Below are 18,321 nucleotides of genomic sequence, written 5' to 3'. Positions count from 1 at the left end.
GACTACTATTTTTTAATAGAATCTCTTTATTATGAATTAATTTGGGAAGCTCATGAAGCCGGATAACGCTGAGAGAGTGCCTGATAAACATTATCGGCAAAATCTGTGCTGCTACTGTCAAGAGACTGAATCACGTCAATCAAATGTTCATTATCTTCTTTATTGTCCCAAACTTTTTGATAGTGGCCTTCTTTGTAACCATGATCTTGTCTAAATCGGTTTAAAATGTTTTTTCCAATATAGCTGGTAAACAATTCGTCGAATGGCATATTAATTTGTTGCATACAGCCTGCAAAAATTTGAGCATTAAACGATTTGGTTTGTAGCGTATTTAATGCAAGATCTTCAAGCGTTGTACGAAATTCGTCGGCATGTCGAATATCGGAAAATTCATAGTCTAATGTTTCTGCAATCTGCTGGTAGTCGTCACTGTCGCTTAACCGACAACTTAATCCAAAGTGAAATATGTCGACTAATTCAAGCTTTACCTGTTCCATATCGGGAGACTGATGTTTCCACCATTTCCAGCCATAATGGTCGAGCATTTCAGCACATTCGATCCAAATCGCTCGATACCACTGAAAATTTTGTTTGAGCCATTTAGGATGAACTTTTTGATTCATGCTATCTTGCATGGTTAACATGGTGACAAGTTGCTGTTGACGAATTGACTGACTCATAATTTACCTATGTAATCACACAAGAAGCTGAGTTTTCTTGTGAAAGTTTAAAACCAAAAGTTAAAATTTTAAAGTGTATTCAACGAAACTAAAAACTTAAACTTTTCATTTCGTCCAGCACTTGACTCGGTTTTATTAAAACCGTTCTTGCTAAATTATAGCCGATTAATCAAAGTCGGCTCACCCAGTCGAGGCTGATGGTGTCGATGCCTGGATTTGGGGTTTTAATATAAGCGTTAGAATAATGATTATAACGCAAAGTTAGTGAATGTTGGTGGTTTTTATCTATCATTCTACCAATACCCAACATGGTATTAAATTGCCAGTTAGTCGATAGCTCAATCTCGCCAAAATTGCGTTCATTAAACATTGCAAGCCCGAGTCCTGCTTGCCAGAACCAACGGCTTTTTTTCTCTGGCGTAGGCCAAAAAGTAAAAGTTGGTCTGAGTGCAACAATATTGATAGTCTGTTGATGTGATATTTGGCTTAAGTAAAATTCATAATGATTTTGCGCAAAGCCTACTAATGGATGAGCAAAGCTAAGCTCACTGTCAAAAGTTAATCCTGCACTTATTTGATTAGCGCCATTCGTGCTTCGAGATTGAACGAGTGTGTCGTCTATTCCTTTTCCAAAGCTGAGTATAAATCCATCAATCGCATGCGCAGAAAAGCTCACCAAAAATCCGGTAAATATCAGTGCACGAATCAGTAAATTCATCAAAACCCCTTGTGTTTTTTAATCATTTCATAGGCAGATTGGATTTCTTGCGATTTTTCGGTTGCCATTTTAACCATTTCTTCTGGCATACCTTTAGAGACTAGCTTATCTGGGTGGTGTTGTGACATTAATTTTCGGTAGGCTTGTTTGACTTCTTGAGTTGAGGCATTATTTTTTATGCCCAAAACGGCATAGGCTTGCTCAATTGATGGGGCTTTTGACGAGGTGTTTTGTTGATTTCGACTATGCTGATAAAATGATTGCTGTGCAATGACCATATTAATCAGTTGATCAATTTGTCTAGGGGGGATTTTAAAGGCACTGCCAATTTCATATAAAATTTGCAGTTCTTTTTCTGAAACTCGGCCGTCTGCTGTTGCGCAAAAAATCTGAATTTCAAGAAACATTTGGATTAAACTGGGTTTGCGAGCAAAGTTGACTAGTAACCCTTTTAGTTGTGCTTCTAAGTCAAATTCGGCTGACTTTCCAAAATTAAATGAGTTAATGGCTCGCTGACGTTTTTCTCCTGTTAGCCCTAGCTTTAGCATAATTTGTTCGGCGGCATCAATTTCGGATTGTTTAACGACGCCATCGGCTTTGGCTAAATGGCCAAGTACAGCAAAGGTCGTTTCAAAATAAATTTCACGGATTTTACTGGGATCACCATCGTGGTTGGCGCTATCGAAAAAATGGCCAAAATCCTGACTGATTCCTTTGTCGAAGGAGTGACCAATCCATAAGCCTATCAATAGACCAATGGGGCCTCCGATACTGAAACCCAACGCACCACAAATCACTTTTCCAAAAATCTTCATAGTTATTTAATTCAAAACCTTTTTCCGCACAGGTCTGATTGGTTTTTTAAATCCTGCTCTAATGTTGAAAGTCGTTCGGGAGTGCCGATATCACGCCATTCTCCAGAGTAAACTTCTCCTGTTAACAAACCCAGGGTTGCGGCTTCACGCAACATCGGTGTTAAACTTTGGGGAATCAACGGCTGACATGATTTGATAAAGGCTGGATGGTATAACGCAATGCCTGAAAAAGTCCACATTGATTTTGCGTGATTAGTGACTTTATTGGCAATTAATCCAAAGTCTCCGGCCGAATTTTGTATCGGGTTATTGATAAGTATTAAATGTGCCAAAGTTTGCTGATGTTTAAGTGAGTCGACAAACTCCGAGGCTGGTAGGCTGTGGAAGGGATAATCAGTCCAAATATCACCATTGACCACCAGAAATGGCTGATCTCCCAGTAAATCAAGTGCTTGACGAATACCCCCGGCCGTTTCTAAAGCTTTCGATTCAGGCGACCAGGATATATTGACATGCCAACGAGAGCCATCACCAAAATAGGCTTCTATTTGCTCTCCCAAGTAACAATGATTGATGACAATGTCACTAAAGCCGGCATTTTTCAGACGAATTATATGATACTCAAGTAATGGTTTGCCGTTAACCTGGAGTAAAGGTTTGGGGGTGTACTCAGTTAATGGCATCATTCTTTCACCACGTCCAGCGGCTAAAATCATAGCTTTCATATCGGGTTGTCCTGTGTCCTCTTCATCAAATGTCCTTTGCAGTCTATTAATTGTCCATCTTGATGTGTGGGGCTATTTTTTGTGCTAAAAACGCACTAAATTCGCTAAATTCCGCGTATTGGTTGGCGGCATTAATTAAATAGCGGAATGTGAGTGGTAAATCGTTCAGGTATTGTGGTTTATTGTCGCGATAATTTAATCGGCAAAAAATACCTAACACCTTAATATGACGTTGCATTCCCATCCATTCAAAGTCGCGGTAAAAATCAGTAAAGGGTTGCGAACTAATCGCTGCCTGATGCAATTGCTGACAATAATTTTCAGACCACTTCTTAACTTGATGCTCCGGCCATTCGATGTAGCAATCTTTCATTAACGATACCAGATCATAAGTAACTGGGCCTGTGACGGCATCCTGAAAATCGATAATTCCTGGGGTTTGCTGCGCACAGATCATCAAGTTTCTTGAATGATAGTCACGATGAACAACCACCTGAGTCTGATTTAGTGCGTTATTAATCAGTTGCTCAAAAGTTTGCGCTAACATCTGTTTTTCGTAAGGTGTTAGCGCCAGTTGCAGATGTTTCTGCAAAAACCAGTCATTAAATAAAGATAATTCAAATGCTAATAATTCACGATTATAGGCTGGCAGTTGTACATCATTTAGAGGAATTTGCTGAATTTTCAGCAATGCTTGCATCGCATGTTGGTAAAGCGCCTCGGCGGTTTGCGTTGTTAATTGAGATAAATAAAGCGTATCGCCTAAATCGCTGAGTAGAAAAAATCCTTGTTGCATGTCGCAATCAATTAAATCAGGGACATGTAATTGGTGATTCGCAAACAACGCCCTAATAGCGCAGAACTCGGTATTTTTTTCTGTTGCTGGTGGCGAATCTACGGCAATAATCGAGCAAGGTTTGCCCTCAATGACCGTCTGAAAGCGAAAATATCGGCGAAAACTGGCATCGCCAGAAACACTAGTGAGTGTTGGGGGGGAAATGCCGAGCGATTGAGATGCCCAAATTGCCAGTTGTTGTTGGCGTTGCTGTTGTTGGAGTTGTAATTCGCTCATAGGAAGTATTTTTCGTTTTTGTTGATGTAAATATGTTCAACTTAAATGAGTTTAATTTAAATGGTACAGAAAATTGCATAATGCCTGCAATTTTGGTTAACCACAAGATATCAGTTGGCGGCACAAGTGAAACTTTACAGCTCGAAATAAGCGGGCTATTGCTATTTCGGTTAATGCCTAATTCAAGTATGATTACCAACCTGTTTAGGCGCAATTTTTAATCTGATTTTCAGCTGGCATCTGTGATTTTGAAAAAAATAATTAAACTGATCTTCCGTCAAGTTTACAGCAAACAAATCCATATTAAACAAGTCCATGCAAAGTTGCTTGTTGGAATGTTGCTCTATTGCGGAATTTTACATCCTGGCGCCGCCATAAATGCGACAGAGTCTTCAGCTAAATCTAGTGACGCGACAGCTGAAGTTAACTTAAATGACACTGATTTTCCTTATTTTCAATCGCGTTTTGTTGAGTTACCTGCTGACTTTTCATCATTTGGTCAGTGCCAGTCGAATAATTCTGTCAATTCGTCCGTCATATTCGATTCTTCGATGCCTAAACCACAACCTCGGCGTGAAATTCCTAATAGTTTGTTGTTGCAAGATGACAATAAAAATATCCAGCGGTTTACTAAAATTTTGGCTGACAGCGTACCGCAAATGGGTAATGGACAATCTGTATTTAAGGGTAACTTAAAAATAATTAATGCCGACTATTTGATTCGCACACAAGAAATCCAAATTGATCATCAGCGTCAGCAAACGATAGCTAAAAGTGGGGTCTCTCTAGAGTCGTTTAATACCTTATTTGTCGCAGATTCGTTGATTAAATCCGATAAAAATCAGTCAATTACGATCAATGATGCGCGTTTTTACCTGTTTTCTAATCAAGCAAATGGCCAGGCTGACACAATTTATGCCGTACCCGGCGAAACCATTGAATTAAAGGAGCTAACATTTAGCACCTGTCCGGTAAATAATCAAAGTTGGCAATTATCGACAGGTGAAATGGTAATCAATCAGGAAGAAGGTCGAGGTCAGGCTTGGCATTCTGTATTAAAAATTGAAGATTTTCCGGTGTTCTATTTTCCTTACGTCAGCTTTCCTATCGATGATCGTCGCAAGTCCGGATTATTGTCACCTCGATTTAAAATGAGTGATGATGACGGTTTAGACTATGCTCAACCTATTTATTGGAATATTGCTCCTTGGATTGATGCCACTTTTTTACCGCGTTACATAGAAAAGCGTGGAGAGCAGCTCGGAACAGAAGTTCGCTGGTTAACTCAGCGATTTGAGTCTGATCTTTATCTAGAGTGGATGGAGCAAGATCGATTATATGATACTGCCAGCATCACAAAATCTGAAGAACGCTGGCTAGGTCGAATAAATAGCAAAGCGCGTTTTAATAGCAACTGGTCATTACAAATGAGTGCCAAACGCGTTAGTGATGATGATTATTTGCGAGATTTTTCTTCTGGTTTGGGACTAGCTAACCAAACACGTTTAACCAGTCAGCTTAATTTAGCTTATCAAGATGAAATCTGGCAAATGAACTGGTTTTTGTTGACTCACCAGTCACTGATAGGAGATGAAAGCTATCGCTATCTGCCCAGTTGGCAGATAAGTGCCGATCATTTAAGTGATAACGGAATTCGTTGGCAATTGGATTCTGAGATAACGCAATTTTCACATAAAGACGTGAAGCAGATTGAAGGAATAAGAGCCCATTTGTCACCAACAATCAGCTATCCAATGCAACAAAGTTGGGGCTATTTGATTCCCAAAGTTGCATTTCAAGCGAGCCGATATGAGCAGCAAGATCAGCTGACTGACGACAAACAGACGCTTTCGCGCCATTTACCTGTGGTCAGTCTCGATAGCGGAATTTATCTGGATCGTCATTACACGATGGGGGAAAGTCATTACACCTACGCGTTGGAACCCCGGCTGAAATATACTTATATACCCTATCGTAATCAGCAGGCAATTAATGTATTTGATACAACTTTGCCCGATTTTACGCTATATCAGCTCTGGCAGGAGAACCGTTACAGTGGTATTGACCGAATCGGAGATACGGAACAGCTCAGCGTAGCATTAGGCAACCGAATTTTAAATAACAGTCATGGGGCTGAAATTGCTCGTCTTACTCTTGGGCGAATATATTATCTAGCGGATAGAAAGGCTCAACTCGCCAATGGATTTATTCAAACGGAACAACAGTCACCCTGGTTGGCTGAGTTAGAATATCAGATAGGCGCGACTCTATCTTTGCGCAGTCAGGTACAATGGGACGACACAACAAATCAGACTCAACGGGCACAAATACAAATAAATTTTGAACCCAAAGACAATCAAATTGTCAATTTAACCCACAGATATCGTGATGTTGACGGCAAAACTAATGAAGAACTTGATCTTTCTTTTGCTTGGCCAATTAACGATAAATGGCGTATTCTTGGGCGCTGGTATAGTGATTTAGAGCAAGATCAGACGATTGAACGCCTTTTTGGGGTAGAATATAGCTCTTGTTGCTGGGCAATTCGTCTGGTTTCACAAAAGTATTTGAATACTCAGCTTGATGCGATGGGAACTCCCACGCTGGTAGATCGGGCCCGTTATAATGATGGTATTCATTTACAATTTGTATTTAAAGGTTTAGGTAGTACAGGACAGTCGGGTCTACAAGAGGTTATTGCCGACAGCATTCCTGGTTATCAGGATCCTTTTTTAAGTCGATAGGTTATTGTCGTGATTAATCTGTTGGATAATTAGACAACATTTGATTAGTACAACAAATATCGTCGTAGTTTATGTATATAGAATTTTACTCAATAAATAGCTTTAGCGATTAATATTCAATATTGTTTAATAGGCAGTTGATGGTTTTATGATGAAAAAATTAGTTAAACTTGGGTTGGTTACGGTAATGACTTTTTATACCGTTTTTGCTCAAGCCAATTTAAAGATTGTTGATCGAGTTGTGGCATTGGTGGATTCTGATGTGGTTTTAGCCAGTGAATTGGTAAGACGCACTAATTCGATTATTCAGCAGATAAAAGAGCGTAAACAAAATGTACCTGAATTGGAAAAACTAAAAGAGCAGGTGCTCGAACGATTAATTGTTGAATCATTACAACTACAAATGGCTAAGCGTGTTGGTGTCAGAATTAGTGACACGGAACTTGATGCAACCTTGACCCGAATTGCAGGCGAAAATCAGTTGAGCCTGGATGAATTTAGAAAACAGGTAATCGCTGAAGGTAATACTTGGCCGTTGTTTCGTGAAGACTTACGCAATGAAATTATGATTAGTCGAGTAAGAAATGGTGTTGTTTCGCGGCGTATACAAATTAGTGACAAAGAAATCGATAATTTGCTGGTGCAGATTAATCAAGAAGGTGAAAGTCGTACTCAATATTCGCTAGGTCATATTTTATTGCCTCTGGCTGAAAGTGCGACACCTGAAGAAATAGCAAAAGTTCGTGCAACTGCCGAAAATCTGGTGATGGATTTACGTGGAGGTGCTAATTTTCAGGAATATGCTATTACCTATTCGGCTGGTGAAAATGCGCTTTCTGGCGGAAGTCTTGGCTGGCGAAGCTTGTCTCAGTTACCCAGTTTATTTGCTGACAGCGTCAGAAGTTTAAAAACTGGTGATGTTACGGATCCACTGCGCAGTGGGAGTGGTTTACACATCCTTAAACTTTTTGAAACCAAAGGAGGCTTTGAGTCTCACTCTGTTATGCAAACTCATGTACGTCATATTCTCATTACGCCTGATTTAATTACCGATGAAAAAGCGGCATTAGATAAAATTAATCTAGTTCGTCAGCGTATTTTGGATGGTGAAAAATTTGAGGATTTGGCCATTGAATTTTCAGATGACAAAGGAACAGCCGCTTTAGGTGGTGACTTAAAGTGGAGTGACCCTGGGACGTTTGTTCCCGAGTTTAACGAGGTCATGAATTCGTTAGCAATAAATGAGTTGAGTCAGCCGGTGAAAACTGAATTTGGCTGGCACATTATAGAAGTGCTAGGGCGTCGTGATAAAGATCAAACTGAAGAGAAAAAGCGTGAGACTGCCTACCGAATCCTACAAAAGCGTAAATTTGAAGAAGAGGCGCAACTTTGGCTGCGCGAGCTGAAAGATCAGGCTTATATTCGAATTGTTGATGAGAAATAATTATTTAGCTGATTTTTGAGTAAAATATGAGAACAGACAAAATACCACGTATTCTCGTTACAATGGGAGAACCCGCCGGTATTGGTCCGGAACTGATTGTGAAAATCGCGCAGCAGCAAATTGCTGCGCAAATCATTGTGGTTGCGGACGAAAAATTGCTAATTAGTACCGCCCGAGCACTTAACTTAGACTTAACCTTACAGCAAATTAATTGGCAGCAACCAGCTCAGGTGCACCGCCCAGGCCATTTAGCTATTATTCCTATCGAGCTACCTGAAAAGGTTGAAGCCGGCAAGTTGAATAAGCGTAATGCCACCGCAACCTTACAAACCTTGAAAATAGCCAGTGATTTGGCATTGCAAAGCAAGGTAGATGCCATTGTTACCGCTCCTGTTCATAAAGCCAATTTAAATACTGTTGATCCATCATTTTTAGGTCATACAGAGTATTTTGCTAATTTGGCCGGCGTTAATAAGGTCGTAATGATGCTGGCAGGTAACGAGCTGCGAGTCACATTGGCAACGACGCATTTGCCATTAGCGAAAGTACCAGAAGCAATTACCCAAGCCTCGCTTAGTGAAACCATTCAAGTGATTTTACAGGCATTTGATCAATTTAATTTGAAACAACCCAAACTGGCAGTATGCGGGCTTAATCCTCATGCTGGTGAAGAGGGTTTACTAGGACATGAAGATCAGCAGACGATTCAACCAGTTATTCAGCGTTTTGCTCAACAGGGGCACGCGGTGTTTGGTCCATTTCCTGCTGATACTTTATTTACACCGCAAAAACGCAAAGCTTACGATGTTTTTCTCGCCATGTATCACGATCAAGGATTACCAGTAATTAAAGCTTTCGGTTTTGGTGAATGTGCCAATATAACTCTGGGATTGCCTTATATTCGCACTTCGGTCGATCATGGCACTGCGCTGGAAATTGCTGCCGATTATTGTGCCAGTGCCGACAGTTTACTTTATGCCATTAATTATGCTGGCAAATTAGCAACAGGTGTTTTGCCATCATGAAGCCGTTTAATCCTGACCGTCATCAAGCTAAAAAGCGATTTGGACAAAATTTTTTGCAAGACGATTTAATCATCGAGCGAATTATTAAATGTATTCAACCGCAAGTCGGTCAAACGATGGTTGAAATTGGTCCTGGATTGGGGGCACTAACCAAGCACTTACTCGCTAAAACCAAACAGATCTCAGTAATAGAATTAGATCGCGATGTCATTCCGAAACTTAAATTTAATTGCGATGGTTTAGGTACACTCAATATTTTTCAGCAAGATGCGTTAAAAACTGATTTTTCTCAATTTAAAGAAATCAGCAAAATTCGGATTGTTGGTAACTTACCTTATAACATCTCGACGCCTATTTTATTTCATTTATATGAGTATTTAGATGTAATTGAAGATATGCATTTTATGCTGCAAAAAGAGGTTGTTGAGAGAATGGTGGCTATACCTGGCAGTAAAACTTATGGTCGCTTAAGCATCATGACACAATATGCCTGTGAGCCACAGATGCAGTTTATCGTGCCGCCAGAGGCTTTTTATCCGCCGCCACAAGTTGATTCGGCTATTGTGCGCCTAGTGCCACGAGAAAATCCATTGCCACTATCTGATTTTAAACTGTTTTCCACTTTAGTTTCAGAAGTTTTTAATCAGCGACGTAAAACTATTCGTAACGGTTGGAAAAAAAGACTGTCACCAGAAGACTTCGAGCAGCTAGCGATTGCCCCTGAGCGACGCCCAGAAGAACTCTCTTTGAATGATTTTGTAAATGTTGCTAATCATTTAACTTCAAAAAAATCTTAATTGGCTTTTGAATAACACATGGGTCAAATGCGCTAAGTTGTGTTGGCCAATCGTAATCTTTATCTGCAAAATATAAATATAGCCGAATCACAATAATATGGCATAATACAGTCCATGTCATATAGTCTCGATTTTCGCCAACGGGTTTTGGTTTACAAAGAAAAACACCAACTCACTTTTCAACAAACGAGTGAGCATTTTGGTATTGGCATTCGAACTCTCTTTCGTTGGAGCAACAATATTACACCTTGTCTGAATCGTAATAAACCTGCGACCAAAGTCGATATGGATGAGTTACTGAAAGATATCGAGAAGTTTCCTGATGGCTACCAGTGGGAACGTGCGAAAAGACTAAACATTGGGCAGCCAGCAATCCATTACGCCTTGAAAAGACTGAATTTCACCTATAAAAAAAATACTAAAGCATCCGAAAGCTGACGAACAAGCTCACCATGATTTTGTTGAGAGAATTGAAGGCTATCAAAAAGAAGGAAAAACGATTGTGTACCTTGATGAAAGTGGTTTTGCTCAGTCTATGCCACGCACACATGGTTATACTTTAAAAGGTGCACGATGCTATGGTTACCACGATTGGCATGCCAAAGAGCGTCTCAATGTTATTGGTGCAATCATTGGAATGAGTTTTTTGACGCTGAGTCTATTCAATGGGAGTGTTAATTCAGATGTTTTTCATGCATGGTTGACGCAAGATTTATTACCGAAAGTTTCACCTCACTCTGTGATTGTAATGGACAATGCCAGTTTTCATAAACGCACAGACATGATTGAAGCAATACAGGCGCATGAATGCTTGGTGGCGTTTTTGCCTCCTTACAGCCCTGACTTAAACCCCATTGAACAAAAATGATCACAAGTTAAATCTATCAGGCGAAAAGAACGCTGTAGTATTGATGAGCTATTTACTGAGCACGTCGATTATGTCAAATTATATTGATCCAGCTATATTGCAAGGTAAAGTGTAGTATTTATCAATATTGAGTATTTTACTATTGGTTGAACGTGTTTTAGTTTTTTATACTATTCAGCTTCAGTTAATCTTGAAACCTTTAATCTGTCAATATTCCATTGTAAGTGTCCGGTTGGGGTTGATGAGGTTAATATGAAATTTGCTTATAGTTTGATTGCTGTGCCAATCATCATTTTTTTAAGTGCTTGTTCTAGCCACTATTCTGTTTCTAGTCATCATGGTTATCATGGACATCGTCACGGTCATGGACATGTGTCGGTACATAGTCGTCACCATGTGCGAGGTTCTGATGTGTTGGGTGCGCTAATTGTTGGTGGTGTTATCGGACATGTACTAACAGAGGCAAGTCATCAAAGAGAACAGCATTCATCTTCTCACAACTCTCCACCTCACAACTCATCATCTCACTATACGCGTATTGAATCAATGCCAGATGATGATGACCGATATGACGATGATAATTCACATTCTCCAACTGATGAGCTCAGTGATGAATATCGCCGTTGGTATCAGTCAGGTAAAGATGGAAAATGTTATTTGATGGAAAAAATTAATGGTAAGAGTGAAATCGTTTCTTTGGTTCCTTTAAATATGTGTCATTGATATAACATTGTCAATGGTCAAATTTGTCAAGCACGTTTAAGGCTGTATATTAATGATTATTTTATTAATGACCGTTTTTGACCAGTTTTAACGTGTCTTCTGCCGATAAAGGTTTTGAAAAATGATAGCCTTGTCCAAATTGACATTGCATTTTAGAAAGCGTTTCAAGCTGTAGAGGCGTTTCTACGCCTTCGGCAACCAAGTCTATTTTCATGGTATTAGCTAATGCGACAATCATGTTAATGATTGGGTTTTCCTGGTTGTGTTCGGTAATATTGGTTACAAATGAACGATCAATTTTTAAAATATCAAATGGTAATTGATGCAAATAGCTCAATGATGAGTATCCTGTTCCAAAGTCATCTAAAGAAATACGAATGCCTGCTAGTTTAAGACGATGAAACAAGTGTCGAGCTTTGGCTTTATTTTCCATTAAGATGTGCTCAGTGACTTCTACAACAATTTGTCCTTTCTCCAAGTGATATTTTTCAATAACCTGATTAATATCATCAATTAATTTAGAATCAACAAAGCGATGGGCAGAAATATTTATACTGATATAGTAGGGTTTATCGGTGTATTGATGCCATTGTTGCAACTGCGCGCCGACGGTATCAAGTAATTGCTCATCTAATAATTTAATGGCGTCAGTTTGTTCGGCTATTGGAATGAATTCGCTTGGTGAAATTAATCCTTTGGTAGGGTGATGCCACCGGGTTAGTGCTTCAAAGCCAATAATATTTTTGCTTTTTAAATCAATAATGGGTTGATAATGAAATTTTAACTGATGATTTTTTATTGCAACGACCAAATCTTTTTGAATTTGTCTTTCGTAAATAAGTGCCTGATGTAAGGTATTTTCATAAACCTGTATATTATTTTTACCTTGGCTTTTGGCATGATACATTGCATGATCTGCATTACGCAGTAAATCTTCGGAGTTATTCGTATTTTTGTCTTTAAAGCTGATGCCAATACTAATGGAAATATTGATGGGTTGGCCATCGATTAACATTGGTTTTCGCAATGCTTGTAAGATACGCTTGGCAATTTGTTCGGCTTGATGTGTGTTTTCTAATGATTCCAGTAAAACGGCAAATTCATCGCCTCCAAGGCGTGCCAAGGTATCACTGTCTCTTAGTTGAGATTGGATCAGTTGTGCAGAAAATTGGAGTAGTTTATCGCCAGCATGATGTCCATAATGATCGTTTACCAGTTTAAAGTCATCAAAATCAATAAACAGAACGGCTAGTTCGGTCAGTGAGTTACGCTTTGAAAGCGAGAATGCATGTTCAATACGATCTAAAAATAAATTGCGATTGGCAAGCCCAGTAACCTGATCATGTAATGCTTGAAATTGTAGTTTTCTGTCTTTAAATTTTCTCTCTAGAGCTGTACTTACATGCTGACTTAAAAACTGAAGAAATGTTCGATCTTGATTATTGAACTCACGAGCAGGATTAAAGCTTTGCAATGCGATAGCACCGGCAATATTTTCACTAATTTTAAATGGTGTTGCTAGCCAAGAGTAAAGTGTGTTTTTAGAGCCTGTTAATAATTTGATTTTTTGTAAAGTATTTAATTCTTTTTTATTGGCTATTTTTGAACATTGACTTTGAATAACTTGAGCAATTAAAGAGTTTTTTACCTTTTCCTGATGGCAAAAAATATTAAACTGGCTCTCTCCATCACGATTTTGAAAATAGGGGAAAGTGTAATTTTGATTACGGCAATCATACATGGCAACATAAAAACTCTGAATTTTTATATGTTCTGAAATAATTTTCTGTAAATGTTGGTAAAGTTCTTTTTCTGATTGAGAATGATAGGTTAAGTTAGATATTTCAAGATAGAGCTCAGTCAACTTATTCGATTCTTCCAGTGCAAGAATTGTTTGTTCAAGTGCAATTATATTAGATTCAAAAGATAATTTTGATGCGAGCACTGATGCCAGAATTTCTAAATAGCGCTGATGATCTTTAGAAAAAAAGTTGAGTCGTGAATGCTCTGAGTCTATGACACCTAACAATTTCTTTTTAAAAATTATTGGAACAGTGAGTTCAGAAAGCCGAGATTTATCATCAATAATATAATCTGGATCTTCTCTCGTATTGTTTAAAAGGATTGTTTTTCCTTTTAACGCTGCTTTGCCAACAATCCCTTGGCCTAGCTTTATCGTAATAGGATCTTTAATCTTTTTACGCTTAAGACTTTTTGGGCCATAGGCGGCGGCTTGATAAAGGGTTTGTTTGTCGTCTTTGAGCAGATAAATGATGCAGTCTTCAAAATTGAGGGCTTTGATTGTGTGTAAGGCTAAGTGCCAGATAATATCTTCGACGCAATCGAGTCCATTAATGTATATAACAAAATCTAATAATGCCTCTAGCGACTGCTGCTTCTCAAATATTGAGGGGCAAATGGCCTCTTTGGATGACGACTTTTGATAGGCCCTTGATAATTTACTCAAAGCTTCCTCCCTGATTGAAGCTGCCTGGTTTTAGAGTATAGAACAATTTGGCGTGTAGCGTGATTTTGTATCAGGGAAGGATTAAAAAAAAGAGCCCGTAGGCTCTTTTTGTGAACTACTCGTCTAAAAAGCTGCGTAATCGATCAGAGCGTGTAGGATGTCTTAATTTTCGTAACGCTTTCGCTTCAATTTGACGAATTCGCTCACGCGTAACATCAAATTGTTTACCAACTTCTTCTAATGTATGGTCAGTATTCATATCAATACCAAATCGCATTCTTAAAACTTTAGCTTCGCGAGCGGTTAAACCGGCGAGTACGGTTTTTGTTGCTTCGCGTAAACTTTCCGATGTTGCTGAATCAATCGGAGAGTCCTGGTTGGAATCTTCAATAAAATCACCTAAATGCGAATCTTCATCATCACCAATGGGCGTTTCCATTGAAATAGGCTCTTTCGCAATTTTTAACACTTTACGAATTTTATCTTCTGGCATTTCCATTCTTTCTGCCAGTTCTTCCGGCTGAGGCTCGCGCCCCATTTCCTGAAGCATCTGTCGTGAAATTCTATTCAATTTGTTGATTGTCTCAATCATATGAACTGGAATTCGAATGGTTCTTGCCTGATCGGCAATAGAGCGCGTAATTGCTTGGCGAATCCACCAAGTGGCATAAGTTGAAAATTTATAACCACGACGATACTCAAATTTGTCGACAGCTTTCATCAATCCGATGTTTCCTTCCTGAATTAAGTCCAGAAACTGGAGACCACGGTTGGTGTACTTTTTGGCAATCGAAATAACCAGTCGCAAGTTCGCCTCGACCATTTCTTTTTTGGCACGGCGTGCTTTCGCTTCACCAATTGACATTCGACGGTTAGTTTCTTTCACTTCGACAATTGTCAGATTGCTGTCTTTCTCAACTTTGCGAATTTTATTTTGGCTACGAATAATGTCTTCAGCGACTTCTTCAAGTCTCTCTTTATATTCGGTGTCTCTTGCTAGAATAGAGTCAATCCACTTCGTATTGGTTTCGTTACCGGGAAAGCTGCGAATAAACTCTTTACGCGGCATTTTGGCCGTTTCTGTTGCTAACTTCATTATCAAGCGTTCTTGAGTCCGTAGTGTTGCCATACGGCGACGCATACGCTCTGATAGACGATCAAACATTTTTGGTAATAAGCGGAACTTAAGGAAAGACTCTTTCATTTCCTCAATGTGTTGAATCGCCGTTTTATGGTTACGTCCATACTTTGAAATAGCGTTGATTGAGCGCTCATATTGGCTGCGTAATTCACCAAAGTACTCTGCAGCAATTTCAGGATCGGGGCCGGCACTGTCTTCTTCGTCGTCACCACTAACCATATCGACATCAGCATCTTCATCGGCCAACTCTTCTTTGGGGACTTCTGAGCCAACATGACTGGCAGCCATTGCGGCTTCATCTTCACTGTCTGCAAAGCCAGTAATAATATCGGTTAAACGAATTTCACCTGCTTGAAAACGATCATACTCATCGAGTAAGGTCGAAATAGTCTCAGGATATTCGGCAATTGAAGCTAATACCTGACGAATACCATCTTCAATGCGCCGGGCGATTTCAATTTCACCTTCACGGGTCAACAGTTCTACAGTTCCCATTTCACGCATATACATACGCACTGGGTCAGTGGTTCTGCCAAATTCGCTGTCTACACTAGCGAGTGCCGCTGCTGCTTCTTCCGCTGCATCTTCATCAGTAGCGGAATTTTCGTTCATTAATAAGGCATCGGCTTCAGGTGCTGATTCATATACCTGAATACCCATGTCGTTAATCATACTTATGATATCTTCTACCTGGTCCGGTTCAACAATGTCCGGCGGTAAGTGATCATTTACTTCAGCATAGGTAAGATAGCCTTGTTCTTTACCTCGAGTGATCAACAATTTCAGCTGAGATTGCTGTGATACAGTCGTCGAATGAGAATTATCTGCCATTAAATTTTAACCTTAAATCAGACTGGAATAGGACAGTCGTTGGTAGAACACGTAAAAATCTAACACTGTGCACACGAAACCGCCAATTATACACAGTCTAGACCCTAATCAGCAAGAATACTAATTGCCTCGTTTTGATTATTTATCTAAAAATTAAAGAAATTTAATTTTTGCCAAGTAGCTATCATTTATTAATATTCCTCGTTAAAAATATTGCTTAACGCTCCTTAATACGGTTGAGAATCTCGCTTAATTGCTGTTTTTCGGTATTGGATAAGTGTCCTTTTGCCACCAAAGCATCGTATTGCTGACTGAAATACAGTTTTTCTAAACGTTGATAAATTTCAATGAGTTCCTCTGGTGCATTCTGTGCATTGGAATGGAGTTCTATATTTGCCAGTTTCCCTAAGTGTGGAAACTCGGGGCGATCACGCCAATTTTCAATGAGCATTGCTGTGGTCATACCACTGTGAAGTTGAATAAGTTGGGTTAACTCAAACAATAGTTCGGCACCAGGCTCTCCCATTGACTGTAACCAGCCAACATCAACGGAAGGAACTGCTCCCGGATATTGCAGTAACAAGCTGATGGCACGTCGATACACAGGTTGGTTTGGAGAATTGCGTTTTTGTGGTGACGGTGTTGATTGCCTGGATGTTGTTTGTACCTGGCTACTCACTGGTTCCGGTTGTCGACTGCTATTGTTAGTTAAATCGGTCTGAGGTGCCGCACTTGGCGTCGCTGTTACCTCCGATTGAAGGATTTGCTTGAGCTGGGCGGGATCTAATCCTGAAAGTTTAGCCAGGCTTGCTTCAAAGCGAACTTTCAGTACTTGATCGTGAATTGATTGCAAATAAGGTTTCGCCAGATGGACCAATTGCGCCGGTCCTTCAAATGTATTCATATCTACTTGAGATTGAAGATATTCGATCAAGTAATCAAATAAGGTTTTTGCCTGGTCACTTCTTTGAATAAACTCTGCTGCACCGATCTTCCGTACCAGACTATCCGGATCTTCGCCATCTGGTAGAAACATCAGACGAATTTCGCGGGTGTCCTTTATAAGTGGAAGGGCATGATTAAGGGCACGAAGAGCGGCCGCTTTTCCAGCCCGATCACCATCAAAACAAAAGATAATTTTAGGGCACAGCCGAAATAAGGTTTGCAAATGGTCACTGGTTGTCGCTGTTCCTAAAGTTGCAACCGCATTAAATATACCAAACTGAGCGAGTGCGACCACATCCATATAGCCTTCGACAATAATAATCTGGTCAATGCTGCGCAGTTGATGGCGCATTTCATACAAACCATAAAGTTCTTTGCTTTTATGGAATAGCGGGGTTTCAGGTGAATTGAGATATTTAGGTTCACCCTTGTCAATAATTCGCCCGCCAAAGCCAATGACTTGTCCACGCCGATTACGAATGGGAAACATAATTCTGTCGCGAAAACGGTCGTAAGTCTGTCCATTTTCTTTTTCAATTAGCATGCCGGTTTCAACCAGATCTTTTTCCAGTTTTTGCTGATGGGGTTGATCTGCCAGTTTGATTAATGCATGCCATTGTTCAGGGGCATAGCCTATTGCATATTGCTTGGCAATTTCACCGCTAAGGCCACGATCTTTTAAATACTGAATGGCTCGTTTAGCTTGAGGATTGACTCTTAACTGTTGCTGATAAAATTGTGATACTTTTTCCATAACTGGAAATAAGTCTTTGTGCTGGTGACTTTGCTCCTGAGAGTAGCTCTCTTGAGGAACTTGCAGGCCCAGTTGAGATGCCAGATCTTCAATTGCAGCAACAAACTCCTGCCCTTCGTATTCCATTAAAAATGTCAGCGCATTGCCAGTAGCGCCACAACCAAAGCAATAATAAAACTGTTTGTCTGGATTGACGGAGAAAGAGGGAGTTTTTTCATTATGAAATGGGCAGCAGGCTGTAAAATTACGGCCTGCTTTTTTCAAATTAACTCTTCTGTCAATAATCTCGACCAGGTCCACTCGACTGAGCAGCTCGTTAATAAATGATTGTGGGATTCTACCTGCCATGCTTTGATGAATTAATTACATCTGTACCATTATTGTGCCCAAAGGGCAGAGTAAAGTGAATAGCACTTAAGGATTACTTATGAGCCAACGAAGTTTTTTGTTCTTGAGAAGTATGTCTTAAAAAATATATTCTAAAGAAATATGGCCCAATGAAATTTGTACTTTAATCGTCAGTTTGAGACGACCAGCAGGGGCATCTAAAAGTGTTTATCGTTAATTAATGC

The 18,321-nt window shown here is 39.7% G+C and carries 15 protein-coding genes; 7 read left to right on the top strand and 8 right to left on the bottom strand.

What is annotated here, in order from left to right; genetic code table 11:
- Positions 1 to 50: 50 nt before the first annotated feature.
- The 5 genes from ABVT42_RS07125 to ABVT42_RS07105 form a co-directional block, all read right to left on the bottom strand.
- The gene (locus ABVT42_RS07125; RefSeq protein WP_353874110.1) at positions 51 to 680 is read right to left on the bottom strand and encodes a dUTP diphosphatase; all 630 of its coding nucleotides are present in this window, start codon (positions 678 to 680) and stop codon (positions 51 to 53) included.
- Positions 681 to 849: 169 nt separating this feature from the next.
- A complete protein-coding gene (locus ABVT42_RS07120; protein WP_353874111.1) occupies positions 850 to 1,398 on the bottom strand; it encodes an acyloxyacyl hydrolase in 549 nt (182 codons plus the stop codon).
- Positions 1,398 to 2,213 carry a co-chaperone DjlA gene (gene djlA / locus ABVT42_RS07115; RefSeq protein ID WP_353874113.1) on the bottom strand — a complete coding sequence of 272 codons (816 nt, stop codon included), beginning with the start codon at positions 2,211 to 2,213 and terminating at the stop codon, positions 1,398 to 1,400. The genes ABVT42_RS07120 and djlA overlap by 1 nt, the downstream gene beginning before the upstream one ends.
- A gap of 11 nt (positions 2,214 to 2,224) precedes the next feature.
- The gene (gene murU / locus ABVT42_RS07110) at positions 2,225 to 2,938 is read right to left on the bottom strand and encodes an N-acetylmuramate alpha-1-phosphate uridylyltransferase MurU (RefSeq protein WP_353874114.1); all 714 of its coding nucleotides are present in this window, start codon (positions 2,936 to 2,938) and stop codon (positions 2,225 to 2,227) included.
- A 46-nt stretch (positions 2,939 to 2,984) separates the two neighbouring features.
- Complete coding sequence (locus ABVT42_RS07105; protein ID WP_353874115.1) at positions 2,985 to 4,010, bottom strand: aminoglycoside phosphotransferase family protein; 1,026 nt, start codon at positions 4,008 to 4,010, stop codon at positions 2,985 to 2,987.
- Between the two features lie 248 nt (positions 4,011 to 4,258).
- Here ABVT42_RS07105 and ABVT42_RS07100 point away from each other — a divergent pair, with 248 nt between their 5' ends.
- The 7 genes from ABVT42_RS07100 to ABVT42_RS07070 all read left to right on the top strand — a co-directional run bounded on the left by ABVT42_RS07100 (position 4,259) and on the right by ABVT42_RS07070 (position 11,611).
- Entirely contained in the window at positions 4,259 to 6,754 is a 2,496-nt protein-coding gene (locus tag ABVT42_RS07100) for an LPS-assembly protein LptD (protein WP_353874116.1), read from the top strand.
- Between the two features lie 148 nt (positions 6,755 to 6,902).
- Entirely contained in the window at positions 6,903 to 8,198 is a 1,296-nt protein-coding gene (locus ABVT42_RS07095; protein WP_353874117.1) for a peptidylprolyl isomerase, read from the top strand.
- A 26-nt stretch (positions 8,199 to 8,224) separates the two neighbouring features.
- A complete protein-coding gene (gene pdxA, locus ABVT42_RS07090; protein ID WP_353874118.1) occupies positions 8,225 to 9,223 on the top strand; it encodes a 4-hydroxythreonine-4-phosphate dehydrogenase PdxA in 999 nt (332 codons plus the stop codon).
- A complete protein-coding gene (gene rsmA / locus ABVT42_RS07085; RefSeq protein ID WP_353874119.1) occupies positions 9,220 to 10,020 on the top strand; it encodes a 16S rRNA (adenine(1518)-N(6)/adenine(1519)-N(6))-dimethyltransferase RsmA in 801 nt (266 codons plus the stop codon). The genes pdxA and rsmA overlap by 4 nt, the downstream gene beginning before the upstream one ends.
- A 114-nt stretch (positions 10,021 to 10,134) precedes the next feature.
- Positions 10,135 to 10,458 carry an IS630 transposase-related protein gene (locus tag ABVT42_RS07080; protein ID WP_353874120.1) on the top strand — a complete coding sequence of 108 codons (324 nt, stop codon included), beginning with the start codon at positions 10,135 to 10,137 and terminating at the stop codon, positions 10,456 to 10,458.
- Entirely contained in the window at positions 10,418 to 10,888 is a 471-nt protein-coding gene (locus ABVT42_RS07075) for an IS630 family transposase (protein ID WP_367023617.1), read from the top strand. The genes ABVT42_RS07080 and ABVT42_RS07075 overlap by 41 nt, the downstream gene beginning before the upstream one ends.
- A 252-nt stretch (positions 10,889 to 11,140) precedes the next feature.
- A complete protein-coding gene (locus ABVT42_RS07070) occupies positions 11,141 to 11,611 on the top strand; it encodes a hypothetical protein (RefSeq protein ID WP_353874121.1) in 471 nt (156 codons plus the stop codon).
- Positions 11,612 to 11,675: 64 nt separating this feature from the next.
- Here the strand turns inward: ABVT42_RS07070 and ABVT42_RS07065 are convergent, their stop codons facing one another.
- From ABVT42_RS07065 to dnaG, 3 genes are all read right to left on the bottom strand, one after another.
- Entirely contained in the window at positions 11,676 to 14,078 is a 2,403-nt protein-coding gene (locus ABVT42_RS07065; protein ID WP_353874122.1) for an EAL domain-containing protein, read from the bottom strand.
- Between the two features lie 115 nt (positions 14,079 to 14,193).
- A complete protein-coding gene (gene rpoD / locus ABVT42_RS07060; RefSeq protein WP_353874123.1) occupies positions 14,194 to 16,050 on the bottom strand; it encodes an RNA polymerase sigma factor RpoD in 1,857 nt (618 codons plus the stop codon).
- Between the two features lie 217 nt (positions 16,051 to 16,267).
- Entirely contained in the window at positions 16,268 to 18,097 is a 1,830-nt protein-coding gene (gene dnaG, locus ABVT42_RS07055; RefSeq protein WP_353874124.1) for a DNA primase, read from the bottom strand.
- Positions 18,098 to 18,321: the final 224 nt, after the last annotated feature.

Origin of the sequence: Aliikangiella maris, from assembly GCF_040719265.1 — a bacterium.
GTDB lineage: Bacteria > Pseudomonadota > Gammaproteobacteria > Enterobacterales > Kangiellaceae > Aliikangiella > Aliikangiella maris.
Note: the sequence above shows the minus strand (reverse complement) of the source record. Positions and strands in the feature narration are given on the sequence as shown.